Below are 26,257 nucleotides of genomic sequence, written 5' to 3'. Positions count from 1 at the left end.
CATGTTCGATTCCGTACCGACATCCCCGATCGATGGCGATCCTGACGCCGCCCGTTCGGCGGAGGCCGCGCTCGACGCATATTCGCGAATAGTCGGCGAGGTGGCTGAGCGGGTGGGGCCGGCCGTCGTGCGTGTCGCGAGCGGGGGGCGCGGCCGCCGGCGCGGGATCGGATCGGGCGTTGTTATCGCGGGCGACGGCATGGTGCTGACCAACAGCCACGTCGTGGCGGGGGCGGCGCACCTCGTCCTCGGCCTTCCCGCGGGCCACGAAATCGAAGCCCAGATCATTGGCGACGATCCGGACACCGATCTCGCGCTTTTGCGAGCTGACCTGCCCAACGGGACGCCGGTAGCAGTACTTGGCGATTCCAAGACACTTCGGCGCGGTCACCTTGTGGTCGCGATCGGTAACCCCTTTGGCTTCGAATCAACGGTTACCGCGGGTGTCGTATCGGCGCTCGGGCGGTCCCTGCGCTCGGGCAGCGGGCGGCTCATCGACGATGTCATCCAGACGGACGCGGCCCTCAATCCCGGCAATTCGGGCGGGCCGCTCGTCGCTGGCTCCGGCCTTGTGGTCGGGATCAACACGGCAATGATCGGCGGCGCACAGGGTCTCTGCTTTGCGGTGTCGAGCAACGTGGCGCTGTTTGTCGTCGGCGAGTTCGTCGGGCATGGCCGCGTCCGCCGTGCCCATCTCGGCATCGCCGCGCAAACCGTGCCGCTGCCGCGGCGGATCGCGGTGGCATCCGGTGCTGGCGCTCGCGCGGTCCGCATCGAGGCGCTCGAGCCCGGCGGCCCGGCGGCGCGGGGTGGCCTTCGCGATGGCGATGTCATCATTGCCCTCGATGGCGCGCCCGTTGCGGGTGCCGACGACCTCATCCGCCTTCTCGGAGCCGGCCGGATCGGCCGCTCCGTCGAGCTGACTTTGCTGCGCGACATGCGGTTCGAGAAACGCACCGTGACCCCGAGCGAGCGGCGAAGCCCTTAACGGGGAATTTCGCCCAAGACGGTGCAGCGACGAATGACCCGCGGCTCGCGCGCGGTGTCGTAGCCCTCGGCCTTGTGCATCAGGCAGCGGTTATCCCAAACCATGAGGTCCCGTTGCCGCCAGCGATGGCGGTAAATTCGGGCAAGTGCGACGATGCGCTCGTTCAACGCTTCGACAAATGCACGACCTTGCGCTTCGGCCATACCCTCTATTGTCTCGGCATGATCGCCGAGAAAGACGCACTTTCGCCCAGTTTCTGGATGGGTGCGCACGACCGGATGATCGACCGGGGGTGCGGCCATGCGCTGCGCCTCGGTCATCGGCTCTTCGCCATGCCGACGGCTACGCGAAAAATTGAGGTTGTGAATGGCGCGCAGTCGGCAGAGCCCGGCTTGCTCGGCGCTTGTGAGGGCGTCATAGGCGGAATACATGTCCGCGAAGCTGGTCCCGCCCCCGTCCGAGGGAATCTGCTCGGCATAGAGCATGGTCGCTTGACCGGTCACACGCCGCCAAGAGCCGTCGGTGTGCCAGGCAAGGGTACCCCGATCGGGGTGCTTGCCGCTCGGCCGCCCTTCGGGGTCGAGGTTCGACAAGGTGTAAAGCTCGGGGTACGCCGTCGCATGATACTGGTTCATCACGTGCACCTGCACCTCGCCAAAGCGCCGTGCGAAGGCAACTTGCTCCGCAGGGGGAAGGTCTTGATCCCGGAACAGCAATAGCTGGTGCTTCAGGAACGCGCCGTACACCGCCGGGAAAGACGCGTCATCGATGGCGGTAACCTGAAAGCCGACGAACTCCGCGCCAAGGCCGCCGTCGAGCGGACGAAGCCGCGCAGCACTCCGGGCCGTCGCGATCGCGGGATTGAGTGAACGCACCACGGATGCCCTCGAAAACCGAAACCGCGAAAGGCTAATCCGTCGAAGCGCGTTCCGTCAAATCGCTTGAGCTGGATTTTTCTCGTCGTTTTGGGTGAGCGCGGGGACTCCGCCGCCAAAATATGCAAATCTTCCCTTCGGATTGACGAAATCGCGACGGATCGGCCGGCTTGACGCACGAACCGCGCAGAGGGCTGCGATACGCATCGGCGAAGTGCGTCCGTCCGGGACGCCGATGGACATCGCTTTGGGCGGCCGCTCTTCTGGCGTTGGTGCTTCTCCTCCAAGGCGGTGGCGCCCTCGCTCAGGACATGGAACCGCGGGCGTTCTCGGCCTTTCCCGTTGACACGAACTTCCTGATCATGAGTTACGCGCGCACGACGGGCGGGGTCTCACTCGTCCCGTCACTCCCCATCAGCGACGTCCAAGCGACGATCAACACCGGCACGATCGCGTACGATCGTGGCTTCGATCTCTTCGGCCAGACCGCAAGTGCCGGCATCGAGCTGCCCTATGTCGAAGGGCACCTTACGGGCGATGTCGAGCAAGATAGCCGAGCAATCACGCGCAGAGGGCTCGGCGATCTCAGGATGCGCGTGACCGAGAACCTGATCGGCAATCCCGCTCAGACCCCAGCCGAGTTCGCAGCCCGGGAGCCGACGACCACGCTCGGCGTGAGCCTCGTCGCGGTCGCACCCACCGGCAACTACAACCCCAATCATCTCATCAACATCAGTGCCAACCGATGGTCATTCAAGCCCGAGATCGGCGTGTCGCAGCCGATCGACGATTGGTTTGTGGAAGGGGCAGCGGGGGTCTGGTTCTTCACCGACAATGAAGATCTCTTCCACGGCCATATACAAAGCGAAGACCCGCTTTGGGTACTCCAGGGCCACGTGGGGTACAACTTCGGCGTCAATTTCTGGCTCGCACTCGACGGGACTCACTACACCGGCGGCCAGACTTACCTGAACGGCGAGTCCGGACACGACGTGCAGACGATCACGCGCTATGGCGTGACACTCTCGGTTCCGATCGACGACGGCTTCTCCGCCAAATTCGCTTGGTCGACGTGGCTTACCGCCCGCAATGGCGGAACGTTCAACACTTTAACCTTCTCACTGCAATATCGCTGGTTCGACTGACGAGGGCTTCAGACGCAAAGCCTGGCGCGCAAGGCTTCATGCACAATTTTTCACAATGCAGCGGGTAACACGCCCGCCGGGGTCGCGCGAACTGTCATTTGTGGCCACGACGACTCCCGGCGAGCGCCATGCGGTCTCGCTAGAACGCACGATCTCAATCTTTGGATGTTTCTTCGTAGCGAAGCGATCGCGGTCTCGGCTCAGTGCCGGTCGAACTTTAGCGCCTCGCGCAGCTGTACGAGTGCTGCGTCACAATCCCTGAGGGCGTGCTCGCGATGCCCACCGAAATCGTGCTCGGCGTGAATCAAATAGTCCCTTGCATGCTCGAGTGCGTCGATTGCTCTGCGGATTTCAACATGCTCCTCGGCTTTGGCGACGCCGGTGGCGAGCGTCAGTCCTGCGATTGCGGCCGCACCTGCGCCGGCAAGTGTGCTGCGACGAGTAAGACTCATGGCGTATTCCTCCTAGAATCTGGCCGAAGCAATCGCGTGCATCGGCAATCTCGATTATGACCGGCAAGCAACATCGCGGATGCCTACCTGCGTGCGGCAAGATAGCGCAACCGTGCTACGAAGCGGAGAGATTTCGTCGCGGACAATAAGCTAGCTTAGTAAATTAGAAATTACGAATATAAACTCTCTCAAATATCGTTCTCGATTACCGACATGGCAAATTCTTCAAAGCCGGTATCCCAGGCAAATTGCGCCGAGTGAAATCGCTGCGCACGCCGCGAGGCGCCGTGCAGTGAAGGTCTCACCGAGAAAGAGGCGGCCGATCACCGCCGCGAAAACGATGCTCGTCTCTCGCAACGCCGAGACCGGCCCGATCGGGCTCAAGGTGAACGCCCAAATCACCGTGCCGTAAGTCAGGAGTTGGACGACGCCGGCGGCAAGGGCTTTGAGGGATTCGGGCGAGCGAATTTCGATTGCGATTCGGCGACCCATGGCGATGAACGTAAGGGGCATGAGAATGCCGTAGAGGAGGAACAGCCAGGCCGAATACGCGTAAGGGCTTCCAGCAAGGCGCGCGCCGATGCCGTCGGTCACCGTATAGATTGCGATGATGATGCCCGTTGCAAGCGCTGCCGCGACCGATGCGACGTTTGCACCCCGCTTGCCGAAGGAGAGGCTCAAGATACCGAGGGACACGAGCACGATGCCCGCCAAGGGTTGCAGGCCTAGCCGTTCATGCGCGATGAATGCGGCACCGAGCGTTACGAGCAAAGGTACGGAACCGCGAACAATCGGATAGGCTTGGCCCAAGTCTGCTTGGCGATAGGCCATGACAAGAAAAACACTGTAGCCGACTTGAAGAACGGAGGAGAGGCCGAGATATGGCCAGCTCGCCGACCCAGGCAGCGGGAGTAACAGTGCGAAAGGTGCCGCCACCGCTGCGGTCGCGAGGCTCATGATCGTCACGGTGAGCAGTCGATCGCCGCTGCTGCGCAATATTGCGTTCCAACTCGCGTGCATGATCGCGGCGCACAGAACAAGACCGACGACAGCAGGCGTCATCGTCGGGCTCCGCGCACTGCGGCAATCGTGTCGAGTGGAGAGAGAAGGAATCGGCCGCTATCACGGCTTTGCATCGATCGGCACCTATCCCTACGCCGGCATGATCCGGATCAGGTTCGAGGGGTCGTTCCGGAGTGGAACCTCTCAGCCGAGGTCGGCTCCCCCTGGCGATGCGCTTACTCTAAGGCGGTGGCCGACATGTGACAAGCAAGTCGCTGTTTGAGCCGCTGCCACCAAAATGACAGAAACTTCAAATTCGCCACACGAGGGCCTTAGCGCATGAAATGCAGACGATTGAAATGGCGCCGGAATTGAGTCACGTCGCGCGCCACGGAATCGAGCGACTCTCTAGTGGAGAGGGCACGCGCGATAAGTTTTGCCAGTAGCGGCATGTCCGCGTTCCCCATCCCCCAGCGGACGATCTCCGGCGTGCCAATCCGAAGCCCATTCACGTCACCTTCGACCTTGGGTCCGGGCAATCCGATGCCGCAGGTCAAGATATTGCAGCGCCTGAGGTGTCGCGCGCCGTGCTGCCCGCCACCATAGGCTGCCGCCTCGAGGGCGAATTGATGGGATCGGGTAGCACCACGCTTGGAGGCAAAGACGTCGACGCCTTCGCCACCAAGGCTCTCCGCCAGAGCCCGCGCCGTTTCGACCATCGCCTTGGCGTAATCGCCGCCGTGCACTTTCCAATCGAGCAGCGTCATCGCCAAGGCGGCCGATTTTCCGGCGTCGAAATTCGCGGTCATGCCGGGATAGGCGATTCGATCGAGCCGTTCCGCGATCTCGGGTTCGTTGGAGACGATCAGGCCCGAGGCGGGTCCGCCCAGGCTCTTATAAGCGCTCATGGTCATTGCATGAGCACCCTCATCAAGCGGTTGCTGCCAAGCCCCGCCCGCGATCAGCCCCGAGAGATGTGCGGCATCGTAAAGTACGTATGCGCCCACATCGTCTGCGATTTCGCGGATTTCACGCAAGGGATGAGGAAAGAGATTGAGGCTGCCCCCGACCGTGATCAGCTTGGGGCGGCATTTTTTTGCGAGCGCGCGAAGACGGTCCACGTCAACGCTATAGGATTCCGGATCGATCGGCGCTTCGTGGGTCACGATCCCATATCGGCCCGCGACCCCCGACAGGTGGTGACTGATATGGCCGCCGATTGTGGCGGGTGGCGCGATGATCGCGTCCCCCGGCTTTGCAACCGCCATGAACACATAGAGGTTTGCGAGCACACCCGAGCCGACGCGAATTTCAGCGAAGCGTGCGCCAAAGGTCTCTGCCGCCAGTTCTGCCGCGATGACCTCGATCCGTTCGATGGCCTCGAGGCCCATCTCGTATTTGGCGCCGGGATAGCCGAGCGACGGCCGACCGAGTCCACGGGCCTGAAGCGCTTCGGCCCGCGGATTCATGACGTTGGTCGCGGGATTGAGATTGACGCAGTCGCGGTCGTGGATTGTGCCGTTCTCGTCGACAAGGCGGAGAAGCTCCCGCTCGATCGCGTTGGCATCCGCCGCCGCCGTTTCGCGCGCAACCGACTGAACGAATGCCTCGGACTCCTCCGGCACCCACCGCCGCCGCTCCAACGCCGCCATCGGCTTTACCTCATTTCCCATTGCCTTTGCCCAACCCTTACAGAACGCCCGGCGAGATAAGAGCACACGAGTACCGTTTGGCAAGCGCGTCGTCGCTAAGTCGCGGCGCCCGTTGCCCAGGCTCAAAATATCTTGGCGCGGGTATGCCGATTCCAGAAAATCGGGATATGCTTGGCGGCATGGACGTAGGGGCGTGGCTGGAAACGCTGGGCCTTGGACGATACGCTCGGGTCTTCGCCGAGAACGATATCGATTTTGCCTTGCTCGCCCAACTCACGGATGCGGAACTCAAAGAGCTCGGCATCGGCTCGCTGGGCCATCGCAAGCGGATCTTGGCCGCTGCGGCCGAAACGGCATCGCCCTCACCGGCCGCACGCCCGCTTGCCCCCACCCTTAGCAACGAGCGCCGGCAAGTCACGATCCTCTTTGCCGACCTCTCGGGCTTCACGGAGCTTTCGCAATCGCTCGACCCCGAAGAATTGCACGAGCTTGTGGGCCGCTACACGGCTGACGCCGACCGTGTCGTTCTTGAATATGGCGGAACGGTCGACAAGCACATCGGCGATGCGGTCATGGCACTTTTCGGGGCGCCACGCGCCCATGACGACGATCCGCTGCGCGCCGCCCGTGCAGCCCTCGACATCCATGAGGCGGTCCGCCGCCTCGGTGCTGGCCTCGGTCGCGAGTTGAAGGCGCATGTCGGCATCGCAAGTGGGGAGGTCGTGGCGGGTGCGGTCGGACGCGCCGATTTGCAGGACTATACGGTTTTGGGCGAGTCGGTCAATCTCGCGGCACGCTTGGTGTCCGCGGCCGCACCCGGCGAAACAATGATCTCCGAAGCCGTCCATCGCGCACTCGGTGGCCACGTTGTCTCGGAAGCGATCGGCGAATTACGCTTCAAAGGAATCGAAGCGCCCGTCCGTGTCTGGCGCTTGCGCGCTCTCGGGGCTGACGGGCCTTCTGCGATCCGTTCCCCATTCATCGGGCGCGACGCCGAGCTTGAACAATTCAAGGGCATTTTGTCCGTGTGTCTCGGCCGCCGATGCGGTCAGGTCGTCTATGTTCGCGGCGAAGCGGGCATCGGCAAGACGCGCCTGGTCGATGAGATGCGTCGGATCGCCAAAGAGCGCGGCTTTACAGACCATCGCGCGCTTGTGCTCGACTTTGGCGTCGGCAAGGGTCAGGACCCGATCCGCACCATCGTGCGGAGCTTGCTCGGCCTCCCGAGCGGTGCGGACACGGAGGAGCGGCAAAGCGCCGCCGATCGGGTTGCGGCCGAGGGGTCGATCGGCGCCGAGCGCCTCGCCTTCCTCTACGATCTCCTCGACCTGCCCCAGCGCGGCGAACAGCGCGCAATCTACGACGCTATGGACAACACGGCCCGCAATCGCGGCAAGGGCGCCCTTGTCGCGGGGCTTGTTGAGACTGCGTGCTCGTGCGCACCGACCATGATCGTGGTCGAGGATCTGCACTGGGCTGATCCTCTAACCCTCAGGCATATAGCGGCAATCGCCGCGGCGATCGCTGACGGCCCCGGCCTTCTCCTGGCGACATCGCGGATCGAAGGCGATCGCCTCGACGCCGCTTGGCGGGCAAGCTGCCGCACGACGCCCTTTGCAACGATCGATCTCGGTCCCTTGCGCCACGAGGAAGCAATCGATCTTGCCCGGAGCTTCACCGAGGCCACACAGCATTTGGCGCTCGCCTGTGTCGAACGCGCGGGGGGCAATCCTCTTTTCCTCGAGCAACTCCTTCGCAACGCCGAGGAAGGCAGGGAAGACAGCGTCCCCGCATCGATTCAAAGCCTCGTTCTCGCCCGCATGGACCGGCTCCCGCCGGCCGATCGGCTGGCCTTCCAGGCCGCCGCCGTTGTCGGCCAGCGCTTCGATCTCGAGGTGCTGAGGCATCTCGTGGCGTTGCCCGATTATGTTTGCGACGTTCTCATCGCCCATGCGCTGGTGATTCCCGAGGGGGACGGCTTTCTCTTCGGCCACGCGCTTATCCGGGAGGGGGCCTACTCATCGCTGCTCAAGGCGCGACGACGTGAGCTTCACCGTGCCGCAGCCGATTGGTTCGCGCCGAAGGACCCCGTTCTGCGCGCGCGCCATCTCGATCTTGCCGAAGACAAAGGTGCACCCGCGGCCTATCTCGAGGCTGCGACGGCCCAGCGTGCCGCCTATCACGTCGATACGGCCCTTCGTTTGGCGGAGCGCGGATTGGAGATTGTGGATGAACCAACCGAGCGTCACGCGCTGGCGTGTCTCAAGGGCGTCATGCAGCGCGATCTCGGCGATATCGCCCTCTCGATCGCGACGTTCCGGGAGGCGGTCGTCGGCGCGCCGGATGCGGTGGGTTTATGCCGCGCGCAACTCGGGCTTGCGGAAGGATTGCGGGTATCCGAGGGCCTCGCGGAAGCGCTCGACCTGCTCGACCGCGCGGAAGAGGTGGCAAAGCCCCATCGCCTCCAGGCCGAGCTGGCGCGCCTCCACCATTTGCGCGGTAATATTTTTTTCCCGCTCGGCAAGATCGACGAGTGCCGCGCCGAGCACGAGAAGGGTCTCGCCTATGCGAGACAATTGGCTTCCCCGGAAGCGGAGGCTCGCGCATTGGGCGGGCTCGCGGATGCTGCCTATGCGCAAGGGAGGATGCGCACGGCCTTCGGCCATTTCAGCCGTTGCGTTTCGCTGAGCCGGGAGCACGGCTTCGGCCGGATCGAAGTTGCAAACCGGTCCATGGTTGGATTCAGCAGGCTTTACCTCAACGAGGGTCGGGAAGCACGCGAGGACGGCGCTGCGGCCGCCCTTGCTGCGGCGATTGTCGGGCAGCCGCGCGCCGAGATGCTCGGGGAAACGATGGGCGTTTTCGCCTGCTACGAGCTTGGCGACTATGACGCCATGTCCGCTCGACTCGAGCGCGAAAGCCAGCTCATCCGACAGCTTGGCGCGTTGCGTTTCGAAGCGCAGAACCTCGAGATGCGCGCGCGGCTGGCGCTCGATGCTGGGCGGCGCGAGGAAGCCTTGTCGGCGGCACGCCAGGCGCTCGGGATTTGCCGGGAGGCCGGGATGCAGTTTTGCGGCCCCAAGGTAATAGGCGTGCTTACCCGTGCCGTTGGGGATCGCGCTGAGCGCTTGCGGCTCGTGGCCGAAGGCGAAAATCTTCTTGGCCGCGGTGCGGTCGGCCACAATCATCTCTGGTTTCACCGCGACGCGATCGAGGGGATGCTCGAAGCTGGGGAAACGGCGGCGGCACTTCGGCATGCCATGGCCCTCGATGACTACACGCGCGCGGAACCACTGCCGTGGGCGGACCTTTTCATCGCACGGGCGCGCGCACTCGCAGCGCTGGCGGAGGGTCGCCGCGAGGAGGCGATCCGGCGCGAGCTTGTGCGGATTAGCGGCATTATGCGCGAGACGGGCCTGCGGGCCTTTTTGCCGCGAGTCGAGGCCGCTCTTGCCGCCGGATTTTCCGGACCGCCCGCCCGTTAATCCATAATTGTCACACCCGCTCGCGTTTGCGCCGGCGTAGAACGTCTGCCTTCAATTCAAGAAAAATTGTTCGCAGCGTGAAAAGGGCGCAAGCCCTTATTCATGAGCGCGTTGCGTATTTGGGCACGTTGACACGGCTGCGCGAGTGGTGAGCCGCGAGATGGTCGTCGCCGCCGTTCGGGCCGTCAGTACTCGGCTAGTGTGGTGGATTTGAAGTTCCTGCGATCTTGGTGGCATCCGCGTTTAGGAACTTCAAATCCGAATACCACAGCAGAGCGGCTTTTCCTGTCGCGAAAGGATATCCAACCATGGCAAAAAATAAACTCAAGGGTAGCGAACGTCATCCGCTTCCGGGTGCCAAGGCCCTCGGAAAGGCCAATCCCGGCGAGCGTCTCGAAGTCACCGTGCTGGTGCGTAACCGTGCGGCCGACGCGCTTGCGAAGCGAGTCAACGCGAGCACCTCTGGCGCCAAGCGTGGGGCTCACATGACGCGCGAGGAATTCGCAAAGCAATTCGGCGCGGCACCGGCCGACATCGCGGCGGTGAAGCGATTTGCGGCCGAGCATGGGCTTGCGGTCGTGGAAGAGAGTGCAGCACGACGGACCGTGATCCTTTCGGGGACGGTTGCTCAATTCAACGCTGCATTCGGTGTCGATCTCGAACAGTTCGAACATGAGGGCGGCACGTACCGCGGCAGGACGGGTGCACTCTATTTGCCGGACGAGTTGAACGGCGTGGTCGACGCCGTGCTCGGCCTCGATAACCGCCCGCAGGCGAGGGCCCACTTCCGCGCCAAACCACATCAGGGCAACGTGCACTGGCGTTCCCCCAAGGCCGCCGCGGCCTCCTTCACACCCCCTCAGATTGCGGCCCTCTATGACTTTCCCCAAGGAACCGGCCAAGGCGAGTGCGTCGGCATCATCGAACTCGGCGGTGGTTTCCGCCCCGCAGACCTTACGACATATTTCACGGCACTCAACGTCACACCTCCCACGGTCACTAGCGTATCGGTCGATCATGGGAAGAATCATCCGACGGGCGACCCGAATGGACCGGACGGAGAAGTGATGCTGGACATCGAGGTCGTCGGGTCCATCGCCCCCGGTGCAAAGATCGCTGTTTACTTCGCGCCGAACACCGACGCCGGCTTTCTCGATGCGATCACGAGCGCCGTGCACGATACCGTCAATAAGCCTTCGGTGATTTCAATTAGCTGGGGCGGGCCGGAATCGGCCTGGGCGCAGCAATCGCTCACGGCGTTCGACAATGCCTTTCAAGAGGCGGCTGCGGTGGGGATCACCGTCTGCGTCGCCTCGGGCGACAACGGCTCGAGCGACGGGGTCAATGACGGGTCGGACCATGTCGATTTCCCGGCCTCGAGTTCCTATGCCCTTGGGTGCGGGGGGACGAGCGTGCATGCCGCACAGGGAAAAATCGTCAGCGAAACCGTGTGGAACGACGGTGCGAATGGCGGTGCAGGCGGCGGCGGCGTCAGCGCCAGCTTCTCATTGCCGCCATGGCAGGACGGGCTCCAAGTCACGAACAGCAATGGCGAGACGAGTCCACTTCAAATGCGAGGCGTTCCCGATGTCTCCGGCGATGCGGACCCGGTCACCGGATACGACGTCCGCGTGGATGGACAAAATACCGTGATTGGCGGAACCAGCGCGGTAGCCCCTCTTTGGGCAGGATTGATTGCACGCATCAACGCCGCGAAGGGCAGTCCGGTCGGTTTCATCAATCCAGCACTCTATAAAAATCCCTCGACACTGAACGACGTAACGCAAGGCAATAATGGCGACTTCGAGGCCTCGGTCGGGTGGGACGCCTGTACAGGCCTCGGAAGCCCGGACGGGAACAAAATAGCGGGAATCCTTTGAACGCCACGCGTTGTCACGGCGAAGCTTGCACGCCTTTCGCCGGGTATTGAGATCGACGCTCCGGCGATGTTTTCGACGGAGCGGCGGCTCGCGGCATCGGAATACGCCGATCCGCCGCGCAACGGTCCCCCCACGCGATTGTCAAACAGCCTCGAAGCGGGCACAATCGCGCGGCGGGGGTCGGCGTCATCGTTTTCCGACCACGTTGCGGTTGGGCGTCCTTTTCATATCGAAGCGATCGATCGCCCGTAATTGACAGGCTGCACTTGAGGACAGATCGATGAACCCGGCAATGACGCTCTCGGCGCGGGCCGATGCGCTCGAGCATCGAATGGTGCAGGAACTCGACTGCATCATCGTGAAGTCGGCACTTTTCAATTTCGCCGATGGCGAGACCGGGATGGAAAGTAGCTCGGCGCTGATGGCGCGTTACCCGGGAAAGCGGATGCTCATGGGCGACGACCCGCGCCTCCCGAAAATGCCGGAGAGACCCGCGCTCGTGGACTTCTTCCAGCATCGATTGGTCTCTGCGAACCACCTCTTGCAGAGCGCCACGCATGCATTGAAGGCGGGGCACAACGAGAAAATCGTGCTCGCCTGCCTGCTTCACGACATTGCCGTCGCCGGCTTCATCCGCGCCGATCACGGCTATTGGGGTGCACAGCTGATCGAGCCTTACGTCGATGAGGAAGTAAGCTGGGCGATCCGGGCTCATCAGGCATTGCGATTCTATCCTGACGAGTCGGTCGGCTATTCCTATCCCGAACTTTACGTCCGTTTCTTCGGCGAGGACTACCAGCCGGAACCCTATATCGCGGAAGAATACAAACGCGCGCGAAACCATAAATGGTACATGACGGCGCGTCTCATCACGATCAACGACATTTATTCATTCGACCCCAATGCGGTCGTTCGTCTTGATGACTTCATCGACATCATCGGCCGGAACTTCAAGCAGCCGAAGGAAGGGCTCGGCAATGACAATAGCCCCTCCGCTCACATGTGGCGCACTCTGATCCGGCCGACCCGATTTCTCTGATCGCGGCATTCGGTGAAGGGGGTGAGGCAAATGACCGCCGGACCGCCCCTCATTCGATCCGTTTTGCGCGCGAGCCTGCTTTGCCTTGTCGCCGGCTATGTCGACGCCTTCGGCTACATCATGCTCGACCGCGTGTTTGCCGCCAACATGACCGGCAACACGGTCTTGCTCGCGATTGCGGCCGCTAAGGGCGAGCTTGTGCTGATGCGTGCCTACGTCCTAACCCTGTCGACGTTCTTCCTCGCGGCGATTTTGGGTGCCATCCTTAAACGTTTATTCGGCCGCGGCGCATATCTCACGCTCGTATTGGCGGCAGGACTCCTTTTCATCGCCGCAGCAGCGGAGATCGAGCGGACATGGACGCTTCCCTTCCTCGCAGCCGCCATGGGTTTGCAGGGTTCTTCGATTTCGCGTTTTGGTCCGGCGAGCCTTCAAACCGTCGTCGTCACGGGCACCATCGTCCGACTCGCCGAAGAGCTCGTCCAGATTTTAGTCAAGGCGAGGCATGGTGACGCGACCGAGGAGGACCGCTCGACAGGCGTCCTTTTCGCCGTGGCGTGGGTATTCTATGCAGTGGGTGCTGGCGCCGGCGCCGTAGCGCTCGTCGTGCTGAGCGCCCCTCTCATATTGCCGGGGTTTTTGCTTCTCGCCGTGGCCGCAGACCTGGCGATCGAGCATCAGGCGAACAAGCGCCGCGGACCGGTATCCGCGGCGCGATAATGCGCCTCGAGTCCTGGCCTTTGTATTGGGGCGAGAGGGCAGGTGCGCCGTGCGCGTATCGGTTGGGCGCACGCCGGGAGGCAATCGCCCTATATCGGCAACCACGGCGGCGCGCTAGTATCGCTGGACGGGTGGGACTTTTCATGCGCGGCGGGTCGGCGCAAGCGTGCTTGCGCCAAGAGAGGGGGCTGTCATGGCCGAGAAAACCGACATGGATTTCGAGAAACTGCGCGGCGAGTTGGCGCAGCTTCGCGCCGATCTTGCGAATATAACCACCACGATGCAGGGCCTTCTTCGGCACGGCACGGACGAGGCGGTCAGCAAGGCCCGTCAATCGACAGAGCGGGTCCAAGACGAAGTCAAAAAACGGGTGGAAAGCCTCGCCCACGAAATCGAGGAAAGGCCGGTTGGCGCTGCCGTGACTGCTTTCAGCGTCGGTCTGATCCTCGGCTTACTGCTGGGTGGGCGCCGTGCGTGACCGCTTGGGCGCCCGACACAGGCGTACCGAGACATGGACAGTTTGCTGAGGCGTTTCACCATCTTGGCCGTTTCGCTGTTGGCGGCCACGATCGTCGTCGTGGCCGGTGTCGCATTCCTGTGTGGGGCACTCTATCTCGCACTGTTGGCGGTCGCGACACCCCCTCTTGCCGCGTTGGCGACCGGCCTTGTCGCATTCGCAATCGCTCTGTTGATTCTAATTGCTGGCGATCTCTTTGCGGGTCGGCGGCATTCGGCCTCCGGACGACATGGCGGCATGCGGGATGGGCGCCCCACACTCGCGATGGAACTTGGCAACCTCGCCGGCGATGAGATCGGCAAGCTCGCACGCAAGCATCCGGCCGCCGCGCTATTGGTTTCATTGCTGGCAGGTTTTGCGGTCGGTTTCAGTCCGCAATTGCGCAAAGCGCTCCGCGATCTCATCGAGCGATGATGGGCCGGCGCTAAAACGCTCGCCATCGATTTGACAGCTCCCACATTTTCACCCGAAGGGTCGCTGGTTTCGCGATATCCGTTGCGATCGTCGAGCCGTTTGTATATGCCCTAGCGGAAATCCCGGCCCCTTTTTCATCGCGTGCGTCTCTTTGGGGACATCCATCGGCCGCAGAATGGAGATCGCATCAGTGTCGGATCGAACAAACGCGCTTGGCCTACCCATCGGCTTTGAGGTACCCGGCTGGACGGCACGGCCGCGCCCACCGCGCACGCCCATGGAGGGTCGCTACTGCCGGATCGAGCCGATCGATCCGGAAAAGCACGCGGCCGACCTCTTCGCAGCCAATTCGAAAGACCTTGACGGCCGAAATTGGACCTATCTGGCCTATGGGCCATTCGCGGATCTTGCGAGTTATCGCGACTGGATGGTTTCCGCGTGCCTTGGCGACGATCCGCTCTTCCATACCGTGATCGACGGAAAGACCGGAAAGGCCGTGGGTGTCGCGTCTTATCTCCGGATCGATCCGCCGGTCGGAGTGATCGAAGTCGGCCACATCAATTATTCGCCACTCATTCAGCGCACGCCCGCCGCAACGGAGGCGATGTTCCTCATGATGCGGCGCGTGTTCGACGAACTCGGCTATCGCCGATACGAGTGGAAGTGCGACGCCTTGAATGCCCCGTCGCGCAAGGCGGCACTCCGGCTTGGCTTCAAGTTCGAAGGAATATTCCGCCAAGCGACGATCTATAAAGGCCGCAATCGCGACACCGCTTGGTATGCCATCCTCGACAAGGAATGGCCGCAGATAAAGCATGCGTTTGAGCGCTGGCTCGATCCTTCGAACTTCGACGCCCAGGGCCGGCAGCGCGCAGTACTCGTGGGCTCTAAGGGGTGAGATAGGCTGAGGGTCCGCAGACCGAGTCGATACGGATATCTGGGGGATGCCATTAACCGAGGGGCTGAAATGCCGCGCGATGCCGCGGATGGGGGGCGTGTCGCCCAAGTTGTGCCGGCGCGCCAGGACGATCCACTCGCCGGTATCGTTCTCATGCTCGTCGCGATATTGCTGTTTTCGTTTTCGGATACGACCGCGAAATTTCTCACCGAATCGCTGCCCGCCCTCGAGATCACATGGATACGGTTCACCTGCTTCGCCGTACTCCTGCTGCCAGCGCTCGCCCGAACAGGCGGAAATGGCATTCGCTCGCGCCGACCCTTGCTTCAGATCGTCCGCGGCCTCTGCCTCGCCTCGTCGAGCGTGCTCTTTGTGCTTGCGGTGACTTATCTGCCGATCGCGGATGCTACGGCGACGAGCTTCGTCTCGCCCCTCTTTACCACAGCACTGGCGATCCCATTCCTTGGCGAAAGGGTCGGCGTTCGGCGTTGGGGTGCGGTTGTCATCGGCCTGATCGGCGTGGTCATCGTCGTCCGTCCGGGTACGAGCGCCTTCCATCCCGCCGCGGTCCTACCAATCCTCTCGGCCTTGAGTTGGGCCTTGGCAATGGTGATCACGCGGAAAATGAGCCACGTGGACAGTGTCGTCACGATGCTCGCCTACGCGGCGGGTGTCGGCTTCATCGTGCTTACCGTGGTGCTTCCTTTCATTTGGACCCCGCCGACCTATGGCGAGGTCGGGCTTGGAATCTTCATTGGGCTGGCGAGTACCGGCGGGCAGTGGCTTGTCGTGCAGGCGTATCGCCGGGCAAGCGCTTCAGTCCTCGCCCCCTTTTCCTACAGCCAGCTGCTCTGGTCGGGTACGCTGGGCTTTTTCGTCTTTGGCGCCGTGCCAGACAGATATACGCTGCTTGGCGCTGCAATCATCGTCGCAAGCGGCATCTATACCGCTCATCGCGAGCACGTGGTCTCGCGCGGGCGTTGAAGTTTGCCGTCGGCGCCGATGACGATGGTCGCGGCACCGTGCTAAGATGACGGTACGGCCAGCATCGCCAGGAGCCTTGTATGCGATCCTTCACGTCCCCGGTCCTGTTTACGCTCGGAATCGCCGCGGCAGTCGCGGGTTGCAGTCCGACCTCGGTCGTTTTGCGCCAGCCGGAAACCGGACAGATCGCCGAATGCGTCTCCATATGGTCCCAATTTGTCAACGTATTTGGCGACGTCGACTCCTGCACCCAGACCTTCCTCCAGCAACGCTACGTCCAGCAGACGCCGTAGTTCGCCTGTGCGTGCGTCCCGCCGGGGGCACCTCCAAAGAGCTATGGCGTGACGTGGCGAGCATCGCACTGACATGAATCGTCGCGAGGCGCGCCGGAGCGAAAATCCGGCGAAAATTTCGAACAAGACTGAAGGCAACGTGGCCTCGCGAGAAATTTCACTTGCGTTGCGAACGGCTGCCAGGGCGCGGCTAGAAGGACGTCTTGCGGAGGCGAAGCGCATTTGCGAGGACGTTCTTGCAAAGGCGCCCGACAATATCACGGCCCTTCATCTCTACGGCGTCCTCGCATTCCAGGCGGGCCAGTCAGATGCCGCGATTGCCATCATGAAGCGCGCGTTATCGCATGGGCGCGACCTGCCGGTCCTCTACCACGACCTTGGCAAGATGCTCGCGGCGAGCGGGCGTACCGCCGAAGCGATCAGGGCCTACCGAGGGGCGCTTCAGTTCGATTCGAATCAGCCCGCAGTTCGCCACGCGTTGGCACTTCAACACGTGGCCATGGGAGAAATCGCCAATGCGATAGAGGAATTCTGCAAGGCGATCGAGCTTGCGCCGGACGACGCGGCGCTACGCCAGAATTTCGCGGGCTCCATACAACACGCGACACCGCTGTCTATGCCGGAGAATTTCGAAATCATCCTCCTCCGTTGCTTCGCGCATGACGATATCGAGCATCAAAACCTTGCGGCTTCCGCGATCGCCGTCCTGAAGCGACGCGCCAATTTTCCCGTACTGCGCAACGCCGCGGCAAGTCCTGACGACACGCAGGCCGGTCCCGCAACATACCGCCCATTCATCGAAGCCTTCGCGGAGGATCCGCTCGTCAATGCCTTACTACGGAAGGCGCTCGCCGTCGATCTCGACCTCGAGGCCATACTTATATGGCTGCGGCGGCTCGTTCTCAGCGGCTTGCCCGGCGAGTTTTTCCAAAATGAGACGGCACGACACTTTGTCGCTTCCCTCGGGCTGCAGTGCCATCATAACGCGTTCGTCTATGCGGTGACCGCTGCGGACGCCGCCGCTGTCGAAGCACTCCAGTCGGCGCTCGCCGAGCGAATCGCCGCCGGTGCGGCACCGGCGTCATGGGAGAATGAACTTCTCGCACTCGCACTTTATCGCCCGATCCATAAGCTCCCTTTTGCGGATCGCCTTGCCGAGATGCCGTCCAGCATCTGGAGCGAATCGGCGGCGATAGTTCTCGCTCGAACCCTGTTCGAGCCGCGCCAGGAAGCGGCATTGCGAGCGGAAATCGCGTCACTCGGAAAGGTCGATGACCTAACATCGCGTGCCGTGCAAGCGCAATACGAGGAAGATCCCTTTCCACCTTGGCTCACCATCGCCGGGTCCGAGCGTATCAGCCTCGGCACTCATCTTCGGGAAATCCTGCCAGGCTTCGATCAATCGGCGGCATTCGACCGGCCGGTCGATGTACTCATCGCCGGGTGCGGGACGGGCAAGCATCCGCTCGAGATATCGCGATTGCGCGAGGCGAAGGAAATCGTGGCTGTCGATCTCAGCCGGACGAGCCTCGCATATGCGGTCCGTATGGCCCGAAAACTCGGCATCGACCGCGTGCGCTTCATTCAAGGCGATATCCTTGAAATCGAAGCGCTCGATCGCAGCTTCGATGTCATCGAGAGCGTCGGCGTGTTGCACCATATGGCGTCCCCGCTCGCAGGATGGCGCGCGCTCCTCGACTGGCTGCGCCCAGAGGGCGTCATGCGAATCGGGCTTTATAGCGAACGGGCGCGACGTTCGATCGTCAATGCGCGCCGGCGCGCCCACGAACTTGGCCTGTCCGCGACCCCTGACGGCATCCGCGCATTGCGCGCGCGCGTCGTCGATGGCGAGGAGCCGGCCCTCGACGGTGTGGAAAGCTTTTCCGACTTCTACAATTTGAGTGCATGCCGCGATCTCTTGTTTCATGCGTGCGAGCATCGCTTCACCCCACTCGGCATTGCGCGCGCACTCGCCGAGCTCGGCCTCGAATTCCTCGGTTTCGAACTTTCTCCCGCCTTGGCGTGCACCTATCGGGAACGATTTCCCGACGATCCCCGGATGCTAGACCTTGCGTGCTGGGAACGGCTCGAAACAGCACTCCCGAACAGCTTCATGGGGATGTTCGTTTTTTGGTGTCGCAGGGTTGAGATTCAAATGATGGCCGGTTCGAATTGAGTTATCGCGCCTTGTTGCCTGCGCGCCGGAGATTGCCTGGCTTCATTTGCCGCGAACGCGCGGGCGTAGGATCACGGGCCAAGGATCCGGCATCTCGCCCACTTTGACCTCGATCAACGTCGGGCCCCGTCGCTTGAGGGCGGCGTTGAGTTCGCGCTGCAAGCCCTCGGGTCCCGAGGCGCTTATCCCCGCGACACCGTAGCTTTCGGCCATCCGAGCGAAATCCGGATTGCGCAGCTCGACCGCAATCAAGCGATTGCCGTAATCCTCTTTCTGGATGCGCCGCACGTTTCCGAATGCGCCGTCCACGAAAACAATCGCCACGATGTCGATGCCGTGCAGTGCCGCGCTGGCGAGCTCTTGGGCGTTATAGAGGAAGCCGCCGTCGCCCGAAATCGAAACCACCGGTGCCTCCGGACGCGCAATCTTGGCGCCGAGCGCCGTCGGAAAGCCGAAACCGAGTGTCCCCTGATAGCCGCTATGAATAAACGTGCGCGGGCGATAGGTGGGGTAGGCCAGGCGCGCCACATAGCCGACCTGGGTCAATTCGTCGACGAACACGCCCTCATCGGGCAGTTCGCGCCGTATCGCCATGAGGTATTGGCATTGGGGCGACAGCTTGCCGATCTCTTGGAGGGATTTTTTCTTGAGTGCCGTCAGCTCGGCTTCGCGGGATGGCCGCTTGCGATTATGCCGGAGCAGGGCGTCGTGGAGTGCCGTGAGTGCTGCGCGCGCGTCTGCCACGATGCCAATGCTGGGGGCGACGATTCGTGCGATTTCCGTTGGGTCGATATCGATGCGGATCAAATCGAGGGCCTCGTCGACGCCCCATTGCATCAGCGGATGGGCCATGCGGCTGCCGACCCCGAGGACCACGTCCGCCTTTCCCCAGAGCTCATGGCCCGCGAATGCATTCTGCGAAAGATAATGGCGGTCGCTCACGATCCCCTTGCCGCCATAGCTGGTGAAAACCGGCGCTTCGATCAGGCTTGCCACCGCAAGAAGCGCCTCGGCGGCCCCTGATGCACCCGAACCCACCATGATAAGGGGGTTCTTCGAGTTGCCGAGACGCTCCGCCGCCTTCTCGATCAAATCGGGATCGGGTGTGGCCGGCGCTGGTGCGATGAAACCCTCGGGCAGGACCACCTCGGTTTCGAGCGCCATGACGTCGGGCGGCATCTCGAGCCCGACCGGGCGAGGGCGACCGGTCTGCATCTGTCGGAATGCCTCATCGACCGCAATTCCGGTTTCGGTCGGATGATAAATGTGTGCCGCCCATTTGGTGAGGCCGCGCAAGATGGCGAGCTGATCCGGAATCTCGTGGAGCTGACCGTAGCCCCGCCCGATCATTCGAGACGCAATCTGCCCCGAGATGCACAGCACGGGCGCGTTGGTTGCGTAGGCCGTTGCGAGCGCGGCCGTCGTATTGAGAAAGCCCGGCCCTGGAACCACGGCATAGGCGCCGCACTTGCCGCTTGCGCGGGCATAGCCGAACGCCATATAGGCGGCCGCCTGCTCGTGGCGAGTGTGTATGACACGAAGGGCTGTTTTTCCACCGGCCTCGCTGGCGTCATAAAGGGCGGCAAACAGGGCATCGTTCTGCACGCCGGGAAGCACGAAGATGGTGTCGACACCATTACGTCGCAGCATTTCGACGATCGCTTGACCGCCCGTCATCCGCGTCATGGTGCACCCCCAGGCTGGTTGGCCCCCGACAGTGGTGTCAGCGACGAGAGGCGTCGAGCCTAGACAAAGAGACCTGCACGCGGCAACTAGGGAAATTAGGGTAGCGCACCATATACGAGAAGCTCGAGCGCCCGCGGCCATGCTCGGACACAGCGATATCCGCCGCGGGAACGGGGCTGGATGGAGCGGAGTGTCGCAAATCCTTGACGCGCGCCGGATTTCGCGTCTTCAGGCGTACCAAAACCGGACGCGCGCCGCCGAGAAACAGGCTGGAATAGTTACAATTCCGATTTAAGAGTTCCTGGCATATATTAGGCCGCCGTCCGGAACCATTGCATTTCTGCGGAAAACGAGGAGATGAAGGCGAGGAAGTTTATCGTATTCGGGATGATGGCTGCGGCCCTGGCCGCGGGCGGGTATTATTATTATTTTGTCTACGCGCCGGCCAAGTTGGCGGCGCACAGCGCCCAGTCCGCAACGCGAACCGCACCTCCGGCCCCTGTCATGGTCGCACAAGTATCTCAGGAAGCAGTGCCCGTGCAGCTCGGGACGGTCGGAAGCGTTCAGCAATATACGACTGTCTCCGTGAAATCGCTCGTTGACGGCCAGATCTTCAAAGCAGGGTTCGTGGAAGGTCAATACGTCCATAAAGGCGATCTTCTCTTTCAAATCGACCCGCGTCCCTTCGAGGCGGCACTTCAGAAGGCGCAAGCGACCCTCGAGAGCGACAAGGCTCAGGCCCTGCGCGCCGATCTCGATCTCAAGCGCTTCGCCGAACTTGCCCAAAAGGATTTCGCACCCCAGCAACAATATGAGCAGGCACGCGCAACCGCCGATGTCGCCCACGCAAGTGTCCTGGCCGACGAGGCCGCGATCGACCAAGCCAAGCTCAGCCTCGAATATTGCCAGATCCGCTCGCCGATCGACGGCCGCACTGGCAACATTCTCGTCAACGTGGGCAACCTCGTGAAGGCAAACGACACTGTCGCCCTGGTCATGATCAACCAGACTCGGCCGATCTATGTCTCCTTCACGATACCCGAGCAGAGCATCGCGGACGTAAGAGGCCGGATGGCGAGCGGGAAGCTTTACGTCGACGTCACAATCCCCGGCGATCCCGGCCCGCCGGCCCGAGGCGAAATAACCTTCATCAATAACCAGGTCGATGTCACAACCGGCACCATTCAGCTCAAGGCGACATTCCCCAATCTTGACGATCGGCTGGTGCCCGGACAGTTCGTCCAGGTCAAGATGACCCTGGCAACGCTCTCGGCCGCGCTTGTTGTGCCGTCGCAAGCGGTCCAGACTGGCCAGAAGGGCACCTATGTGTATGTGGTCAAGGCTGACAAGACGGTCGAGCAACGTCCGGTGGAAGTTGGGCCGACCGTCGATGCCAAGTCGGTCATTCAAAAAGGGCTCGAGGCCGGCGAGCAAGTCGTGACCGACGGACAGCTTCGGCTCTTCCCCGGTGCGGCCGTCGAAATCCGAAATGCTGCTTGAGGGGACAGCGCGGCGGCCATGAACCTTCCCGAGACCTGCATCCGAAAGCCGATTGCGACCACATTGATCATGGTGGGCGCCATCGTGTTCGGACTCGTGGCCTATCGCAGCCTACCCGTCAACGAACTCCCGACGGTCGATTTCCCGACGATCTCGGTGACGGTGCAGCTTCCGGGCGCGAGTGCAGAAACCATGGCTTCCTCGGTGGCAACCCCGCTCGAGGGCCAGTTTTCGACGATCGCCGGCCTCGACTCGATGAACTCGACGAGCGCTCTCGGCCAGACCAAAGTAACCCTGCAATTCGCACTCGATCGCAACATCGATGCGGCCGCCCAGGACGTGCAAGCGGCAATCACGGGTGCTGCGAAACTCTTGCCGGCCAATTTGCCGAGCCCGCCCACTTTCCGCAAGGTGAACCCGGCCGATTTTCCAATCCTTTACCTGGCACTCAGCTCGCCCACGCTGCCGCTTTCCGAAGTCGACAAATATGCGGAGACGATTCTCGCCCAGCGTCTGTCGACGGTAAGCGGGGTGGCGCAAGTGAACGTCTACGGCTCGCAAAAATATGCCGTCCGGGTTCAGGTCGATCCCGATGCGCTGTCCTCGCGCAATATCGGGCTCGACGAGGTGTTGAAGGTCGTCGAGAGCGCTAACGTCAATGAGCCTGTCGGTACGATCGATGGGCCGAACAAGTCGCTGACCATCCAGGCGAATGGCCAGCTGCTGAGTGCTGCGGCGTTCATGGATCAGATCGCCATGTACCGCAATGGCGCGCCAATCCGCTTCGGCGACCTCGGCCGGGTCATCGACAGCGTGGAGAACACGAAGGTGGCGAGCTGGTTCAACGGCACTCGTGCCGTGGTCCTTGCCATCCAGCGTCAGCCCGGCACGAATACGATTGCGGTTGTGGATGCGCTGATGGCCGTTCTGCCGGCCTTCGAGGCGCATCTGCCGGCGGCGATCCATCTGAATGTCCTCTACGACCGCTCTCAGTCGATCCGCGCCTCGGTCGAGGATGTGCAGTTCACCCTGCTGCTCGCGGCCGCACTCGTCGTGATGGTGATCTTCCTGTTCCTGCGGAACCTTTCCGCCACCATCATCCCGTCTCTGGCCTTGCCGATCTCGGTGATCGGCACCTTCGCGGTGATGTTCCTGCTTGGCTACAGCCTCGACAACCTCTCGCTCCTGGCGCTGACCCTTTCGGTCGGCTTCGTCGTCGATGACGCAATTGTCATGCTCGAGAACATCGTGCGGCACATCGAGGGGGGCGAGCGCCCGTTCGAGGCCGCCCTCAAGGGTTCGAGGGAAATCGGCTTCACGATCATGTCGATGACGATCTCCCTCGCGGCGGTATTCATTCCCGTGCTGTTCATGGGCGGAATCGTCGGGCGGCTCCTCCATGAGTTCGCGGTCACGATCTGTGCGGCGATTGCGGTGTCGGGCATTGTTTCGCTGACACTGACGCCCATGATGTGCAGCCGATTCATCCACGCGCACGACGCAGAGAAACACAACGCGCTCTTTCAGCTCACCGAACGCGCATTCAAGGCGGCAATCGACGGCTACGGCCGGACGCTCAAGTGGTGTCTCGATTGGAAGCCGCTCATGATTGTGGTGTTTTTCGCCACGCTGGCCGCCACCGGCTATCTGTTCGTCAAGATTCCGAAGGACTTCCTGCCAAGCGTGGATACCGACCAGCTGATCGCGTTCACCGAAGGGCCCGATGACGCGTCTTTCGACTTCATGGTGCGAAATCAGCAAAAGGCCGCCGAGATCGTGCGCGCCGATCCCAACGTCGCGAGAGCCATGTCATCCGTCGGTGCGGGCGGGCCGCGGCCGACGGTCAACTCCGGCACCATCTTCGTGAGGCTCAAGCCGCGCGCCGAGCGCGAACTTAATGCAGACCAGATTGCGCAGGAGCTACGCCGCAAGCTTTCATCAATTCCGGGACTCAAGGTCTACATACAAAATCCGCCGAGTCTCAACATCGGCGGGCAATTGACGAAGGCCCAATATCAATACGTGTTGCAGGACATCGACTTGCCTGAGCTCTTTTCGACCGCCAATACGTTGATCGAGGCGCTGCGAAAGGAGCCGGGCTTCATCGATGTCAACAGCGACATGCAAAACAACGGTCCCCAACTCGTGGTCAATGTCGATCGCAACAAGGCGACAACGCTCGGCGTGACCGCGCAACAAGTCGAAGATGCGCTGGGTGCTGCATTCAGCTCGGAGCAGGTATCGACGATTTACACCTCCCTCGATCAATACGAGGTCATTCTCGAGTTGCTGGACCAATACCAGCGCGATCCCGATGCGCTTTCGCGCCTCTATATTCGCTCGGCGAACGGTCCGCTTATTCCGCTCAATACCGTGGCCAGTATCGGTCGAGGCGTCGGACCCCTCACGATCAATCATCTTGGTCAGCTTCCGTCGGTGACGGTGTCGTTCAATCTTGCGCCGAATTTCTCGCTCGGGGCTGCCGTGCAACGCATCCGGGCAATCGAGCGTCAGATCAACATACCGGCGGCGATGAGCACCACCTTCCAAGGGACGGCGCAAGCGTTCCAATCCTCGTTGCAGGGCCTCGGCATCCTCCTTCTGATGGCGGTGGTCGTCGTCTATATCGTCCTTGGCGTGCTCTACGAAAGCTTCATCCATCCTCTGACGATTCTTTCGGGTTTGCCGTCGGCCGCGGTCGGTGCGCTCTTAACTCTGATGCTTTTCAACGTGACCCTCAGCCTTTACGCCTTTGTCGGCATCATCATGCTCGTCGGTATCGTCAAGAAGAACGCGATCATGATGATCGACTTCGCCCTCGAGAGACAGCGCCAGGAAGGTATGACCCCACTCGAGGCGATCTATCAAGCCTCGCTCATCCGCTTTCGCCCGATCATGATGACGACGATGGCCGCCCTCATGGGCACCTTGCCGATTGCGCTCGGGTTCGGGGCCGGCTCCGAGGCGCGGCGCCCCCTTGGCCTCGCGGTCGTGGGCGGGTTGATGGTGTCCCAGCTTTTGACTCTCTACCTCACGCCCGTGATCTATATTTATCTCGACCGGCTCCAGAACCTGAGCTTTGGCCGGCGGCGCACCGTCGCCCCGACGGCGGAGGAAGTGCCCGTCACGCCGGAAAGCCTTGGAGTCGACACCGTGAACTTCCCTGAGGTCCGCGACGAGCCGGAGCCGCGGAAGATCGCGCGCTGACGTCGCTTTTCCCGTCGAACAAGGCGCTGGGCTTGCCCCTGAGCCGGGGCTGGGCAGCATCAGGCGCATTCGGGATTGAGAACATCCCCCTTTATCTTGCAGCCGCGATTGCCTATATGGGCGTTGGGAACGATTTCGAGGGGCCGGCGGTGCTTTGCCGCCACGAAGGCGTTTTTCGTATTCGGCGGCCGTAAGAAGCCAGCCGAGAACAGGTTTGTGTCGAAACCGCGGTTTTGTCCATGATCGAAGTCGAGTCCCTTTCCAAGCATTTCGGGCCGATCAAGGCCGTCGACAATGTGAGCTTTACCGTTCGACCGGGCGAGGTGCTTGGATTCCTTGGGCCAAACGGTGCCGGCAAATCGACCACGATGAGGACGATCGTCGGATTTCTTCCACCGACGAGCGGCCGTGCAAAGGTTTGCGGATTCGACGTGGCCGAGCAGCCGATCGAGGCCAAGAAGCGAATTGGCTACCTCCCCGAGGGGGCCCCGCTTTACGCGGACATGACGCCCGCAAGCTTCCTTCGCTTCATCGCTGCAGCGCGCGGTTTCTCGGGCGCGGAAGCGAAGCGGCGCATCTCGGTAGCCGCCGATCGCACGCAAATCGGCAGCGTCTTCGATCGGCCGATCGACACCCTCTCGAAGGGTTATAAGCGGCGCGTAGGGCTTGCCCAAGCACTTCTTCACGATCCGGAAGTTCTTATCCTCGACGAGCCGACCGACGGCCTCGATCCCAACCAGAAGCACGAGGTGCGCACGCTGATTACGGAGATGGCGCCGCGCAAGACGATCGTCATCTCGACCCATATCCTCGAGGAAGTGGCGGCGGTGTGCACGCGTGCGATCGTGATAGCGGGCGGCCGTGTCGTCGCCGACTCAACGCCGGGCGAGCTCGAAGGGCGCTCTCGCCGTCACAACGCGGTCGCACTGCGGCTGCGCGGAATCGTCGCGCACGAGGCCCGTGCGGGGCTTGCCGGCTTGCCCGGTGTTGGCGGCATCGACGAGATCGCGGTGTGCGATTCGATCGTCGACCTGCGACTCTACTCAAAGGACGGCCGGCCGATGGTTGCAGAAGTGAGCCGCTTCATCCACGAGCGTGGTTGGACGGTCGAGGAAATCCATGTCGAGCACGGCCAGCTCGATGAGGTGTTCCGAGTGATCACAGCGGGACAGGAATAGCCTGCACACCGGTGACGCCAGAAGCTCGGGAGGCAGAATGCGCAATACGCTTGTGGTCTTTCGGCGCGAATTCGCCGCCTATTTCACGACCCCGCTCGCCTATGTATTCCTCGTCGTTTTTCTCGCCCTCGCGGGAGCCGTCACCTTTTACATCGGAAATTTCTTC

21 protein-coding genes and 1 riboswitch are annotated in these 26,257 nt (G+C 62.1%); of the genes, 16 read left to right on the top strand and 5 right to left on the bottom strand.

Annotated elements, in window-relative coordinates:
- Position 1: 1 nt before the first annotated feature.
- Positions 2-988 (top strand): trypsin-like peptidase domain-containing protein, encoded by a 987-nt coding sequence (locus VEJ16_02965; protein HYB08615.1) that lies wholly within the window; start codon positions 2-4, stop codon positions 986-988.
- On the opposite strand, the gene VEJ16_02960 is transcribed toward VEJ16_02965, so the two are convergent.
- Positions 985-1,866, bottom strand: coding sequence for a TauD/TfdA family dioxygenase (locus VEJ16_02960; protein ID HYB08614.1), 882 nt, complete (start codon positions 1,864-1,866; stop codon positions 985-987). The genes VEJ16_02965 and VEJ16_02960 overlap by 4 nt on opposite strands.
- Before the next feature lie 167 nt (positions 1,867-2,033).
- Here VEJ16_02960 and VEJ16_02955 point away from each other — a divergent pair, with 167 nt between their 5' ends.
- A complete protein-coding gene (locus VEJ16_02955) occupies positions 2,034-3,008 on the top strand; it encodes a transporter (protein ID HYB08613.1) in 975 nt (324 codons plus the stop codon).
- Positions 3,009-3,208: 200 nt separating this feature from the next.
- Here the strand turns inward: VEJ16_02955 and VEJ16_02950 are convergent, their stop codons facing one another.
- From VEJ16_02950 to VEJ16_02940, 3 genes are all read right to left on the bottom strand, one after another.
- The gene (locus tag VEJ16_02950; protein ID HYB08612.1) at positions 3,209-3,460 is read right to left on the bottom strand and encodes a hypothetical protein; all 252 of its coding nucleotides are present in this window, start codon (positions 3,458-3,460) and stop codon (positions 3,209-3,211) included.
- A gap of 225 nt (positions 3,461-3,685) precedes the next feature.
- Positions 3,686-4,522, bottom strand: a complete 837-nt coding sequence (locus VEJ16_02945; GenBank protein HYB08611.1) for an EamA family transporter — start codon at positions 4,520-4,522, stop codon at positions 3,686-3,688.
- Positions 4,523-4,591: 69 nt separating this feature from the next.
- Positions 4,592-4,697: riboswitch (TPP riboswitch) on the bottom strand.
- 97 nt (positions 4,698-4,794) lie between these two features.
- Positions 4,795-6,114 (bottom strand): aminotransferase class I/II-fold pyridoxal phosphate-dependent enzyme, encoded by a 1,320-nt coding sequence (locus tag VEJ16_02940; protein HYB08610.1) that lies wholly within the window; start codon positions 6,112-6,114, stop codon positions 4,795-4,797.
- Positions 6,115-6,257: 143 nt separating this feature from the next.
- Here VEJ16_02940 and VEJ16_02935 point away from each other — a divergent pair, with 143 nt between their 5' ends.
- The 10 genes from VEJ16_02935 (at position 6,258) to VEJ16_02890 (ending at position 18,520) form a co-directional block, all read left to right on the top strand.
- Positions 6,258-9,599, top strand: a complete 3,342-nt coding sequence (locus VEJ16_02935; protein HYB08609.1) for an adenylate/guanylate cyclase domain-containing protein — start codon at positions 6,258-6,260, stop codon at positions 9,597-9,599.
- Between the two features lie 308 nt (positions 9,600-9,907).
- Complete coding sequence (locus VEJ16_02930) at positions 9,908-11,479, top strand: S53 family peptidase (protein HYB08608.1); 1,572 nt, start codon at positions 9,908-9,910, stop codon at positions 11,477-11,479.
- A gap of 280 nt (positions 11,480-11,759) precedes the next feature.
- Entirely contained in the window at positions 11,760-12,518 is a 759-nt protein-coding gene (locus VEJ16_02925) for an HD domain-containing protein (GenBank protein HYB08607.1), read from the top strand.
- Positions 12,519-12,548: 30 nt separating this feature from the next.
- Positions 12,549-13,238: a YoaK family protein gene (locus VEJ16_02920; protein ID HYB08606.1), complete on the top strand. Its 690-nt coding sequence runs from the start codon at positions 12,549-12,551 to the stop codon at positions 13,236-13,238.
- Positions 13,239-13,431: 193 nt separating this feature from the next.
- Complete coding sequence (locus VEJ16_02915; protein ID HYB08605.1) at positions 13,432-13,716, top strand: hypothetical protein; 285 nt, start codon at positions 13,432-13,434, stop codon at positions 13,714-13,716.
- 33 nt (positions 13,717-13,749) lie between these two features.
- Positions 13,750-14,169 (top strand): hypothetical protein, encoded by a 420-nt coding sequence (locus tag VEJ16_02910; protein ID HYB08604.1) that lies wholly within the window; start codon positions 13,750-13,752, stop codon positions 14,167-14,169.
- 190 nt (positions 14,170-14,359) lie between these two features.
- Positions 14,360-15,067, top strand: coding sequence for a GNAT family protein (locus VEJ16_02905; protein ID HYB08603.1), 708 nt, complete (start codon positions 14,360-14,362; stop codon positions 15,065-15,067).
- A gap of 69 nt (positions 15,068-15,136) precedes the next feature.
- Positions 15,137-16,051, top strand: coding sequence for a DMT family transporter (locus VEJ16_02900; GenBank protein ID HYB08602.1), 915 nt, complete (start codon positions 15,137-15,139; stop codon positions 16,049-16,051).
- An 80-nt stretch (positions 16,052-16,131) separates the two neighbouring features.
- Positions 16,132-16,344 carry a hypothetical protein gene (locus VEJ16_02895; protein ID HYB08601.1) on the top strand — a complete coding sequence of 71 codons (213 nt, stop codon included), beginning with the start codon at positions 16,132-16,134 and terminating at the stop codon, positions 16,342-16,344.
- A 139-nt stretch (positions 16,345-16,483) separates the two neighbouring features.
- Positions 16,484-18,520, top strand: coding sequence for a methyltransferase domain-containing protein (locus tag VEJ16_02890; protein ID HYB08600.1), 2,037 nt, complete (start codon positions 16,484-16,486; stop codon positions 18,518-18,520).
- A 42-nt stretch (positions 18,521-18,562) separates the two neighbouring features.
- Here VEJ16_02890 and VEJ16_02885 read toward each other — a convergent pair whose 3' ends face one another.
- Complete coding sequence (locus VEJ16_02885) at positions 18,563-20,206, bottom strand: thiamine pyrophosphate-dependent enzyme (GenBank protein ID HYB08599.1); 1,644 nt, start codon at positions 20,204-20,206, stop codon at positions 18,563-18,565.
- Positions 20,207-20,563: 357 nt separating this feature from the next.
- Here VEJ16_02885 and VEJ16_02880 point away from each other — a divergent pair, with 357 nt between their 5' ends.
- The 4 genes from VEJ16_02880 to VEJ16_02865 all read left to right on the top strand — a co-directional run.
- Positions 20,564-21,706 carry an efflux RND transporter periplasmic adaptor subunit gene (locus tag VEJ16_02880; GenBank protein HYB08598.1) on the top strand — a complete coding sequence of 381 codons (1,143 nt, stop codon included), beginning with the start codon at positions 20,564-20,566 and terminating at the stop codon, positions 21,704-21,706.
- 18 nt (positions 21,707-21,724) lie between these two features.
- The gene (locus VEJ16_02875; protein HYB08597.1) at positions 21,725-24,913 is read left to right on the top strand and encodes an efflux RND transporter permease subunit; all 3,189 of its coding nucleotides are present in this window, start codon (positions 21,725-21,727) and stop codon (positions 24,911-24,913) included.
- A gap of 239 nt (positions 24,914-25,152) precedes the next feature.
- Complete coding sequence (locus tag VEJ16_02870) at positions 25,153-26,091, top strand: ABC transporter ATP-binding protein (protein HYB08596.1); 939 nt, start codon at positions 25,153-25,155, stop codon at positions 26,089-26,091.
- A 37-nt stretch (positions 26,092-26,128) separates the two neighbouring features.
- Positions 26,129-26,257 (top strand): ABC transporter permease (locus VEJ16_02865; GenBank protein HYB08595.1); only part of this gene is annotated, 129 nt, incomplete at its 3' end.

The organism is Alphaproteobacteria bacterium, from assembly GCA_035625915.1.
In the GTDB taxonomy this organism is placed as follows: domain Bacteria; phylum Pseudomonadota; class Alphaproteobacteria; order JACZXZ01; family JACZXZ01; genus DATDHA01.
Note: the sequence above shows the minus strand (reverse complement) of the source record. Positions and strands in the feature narration are given on the sequence as shown.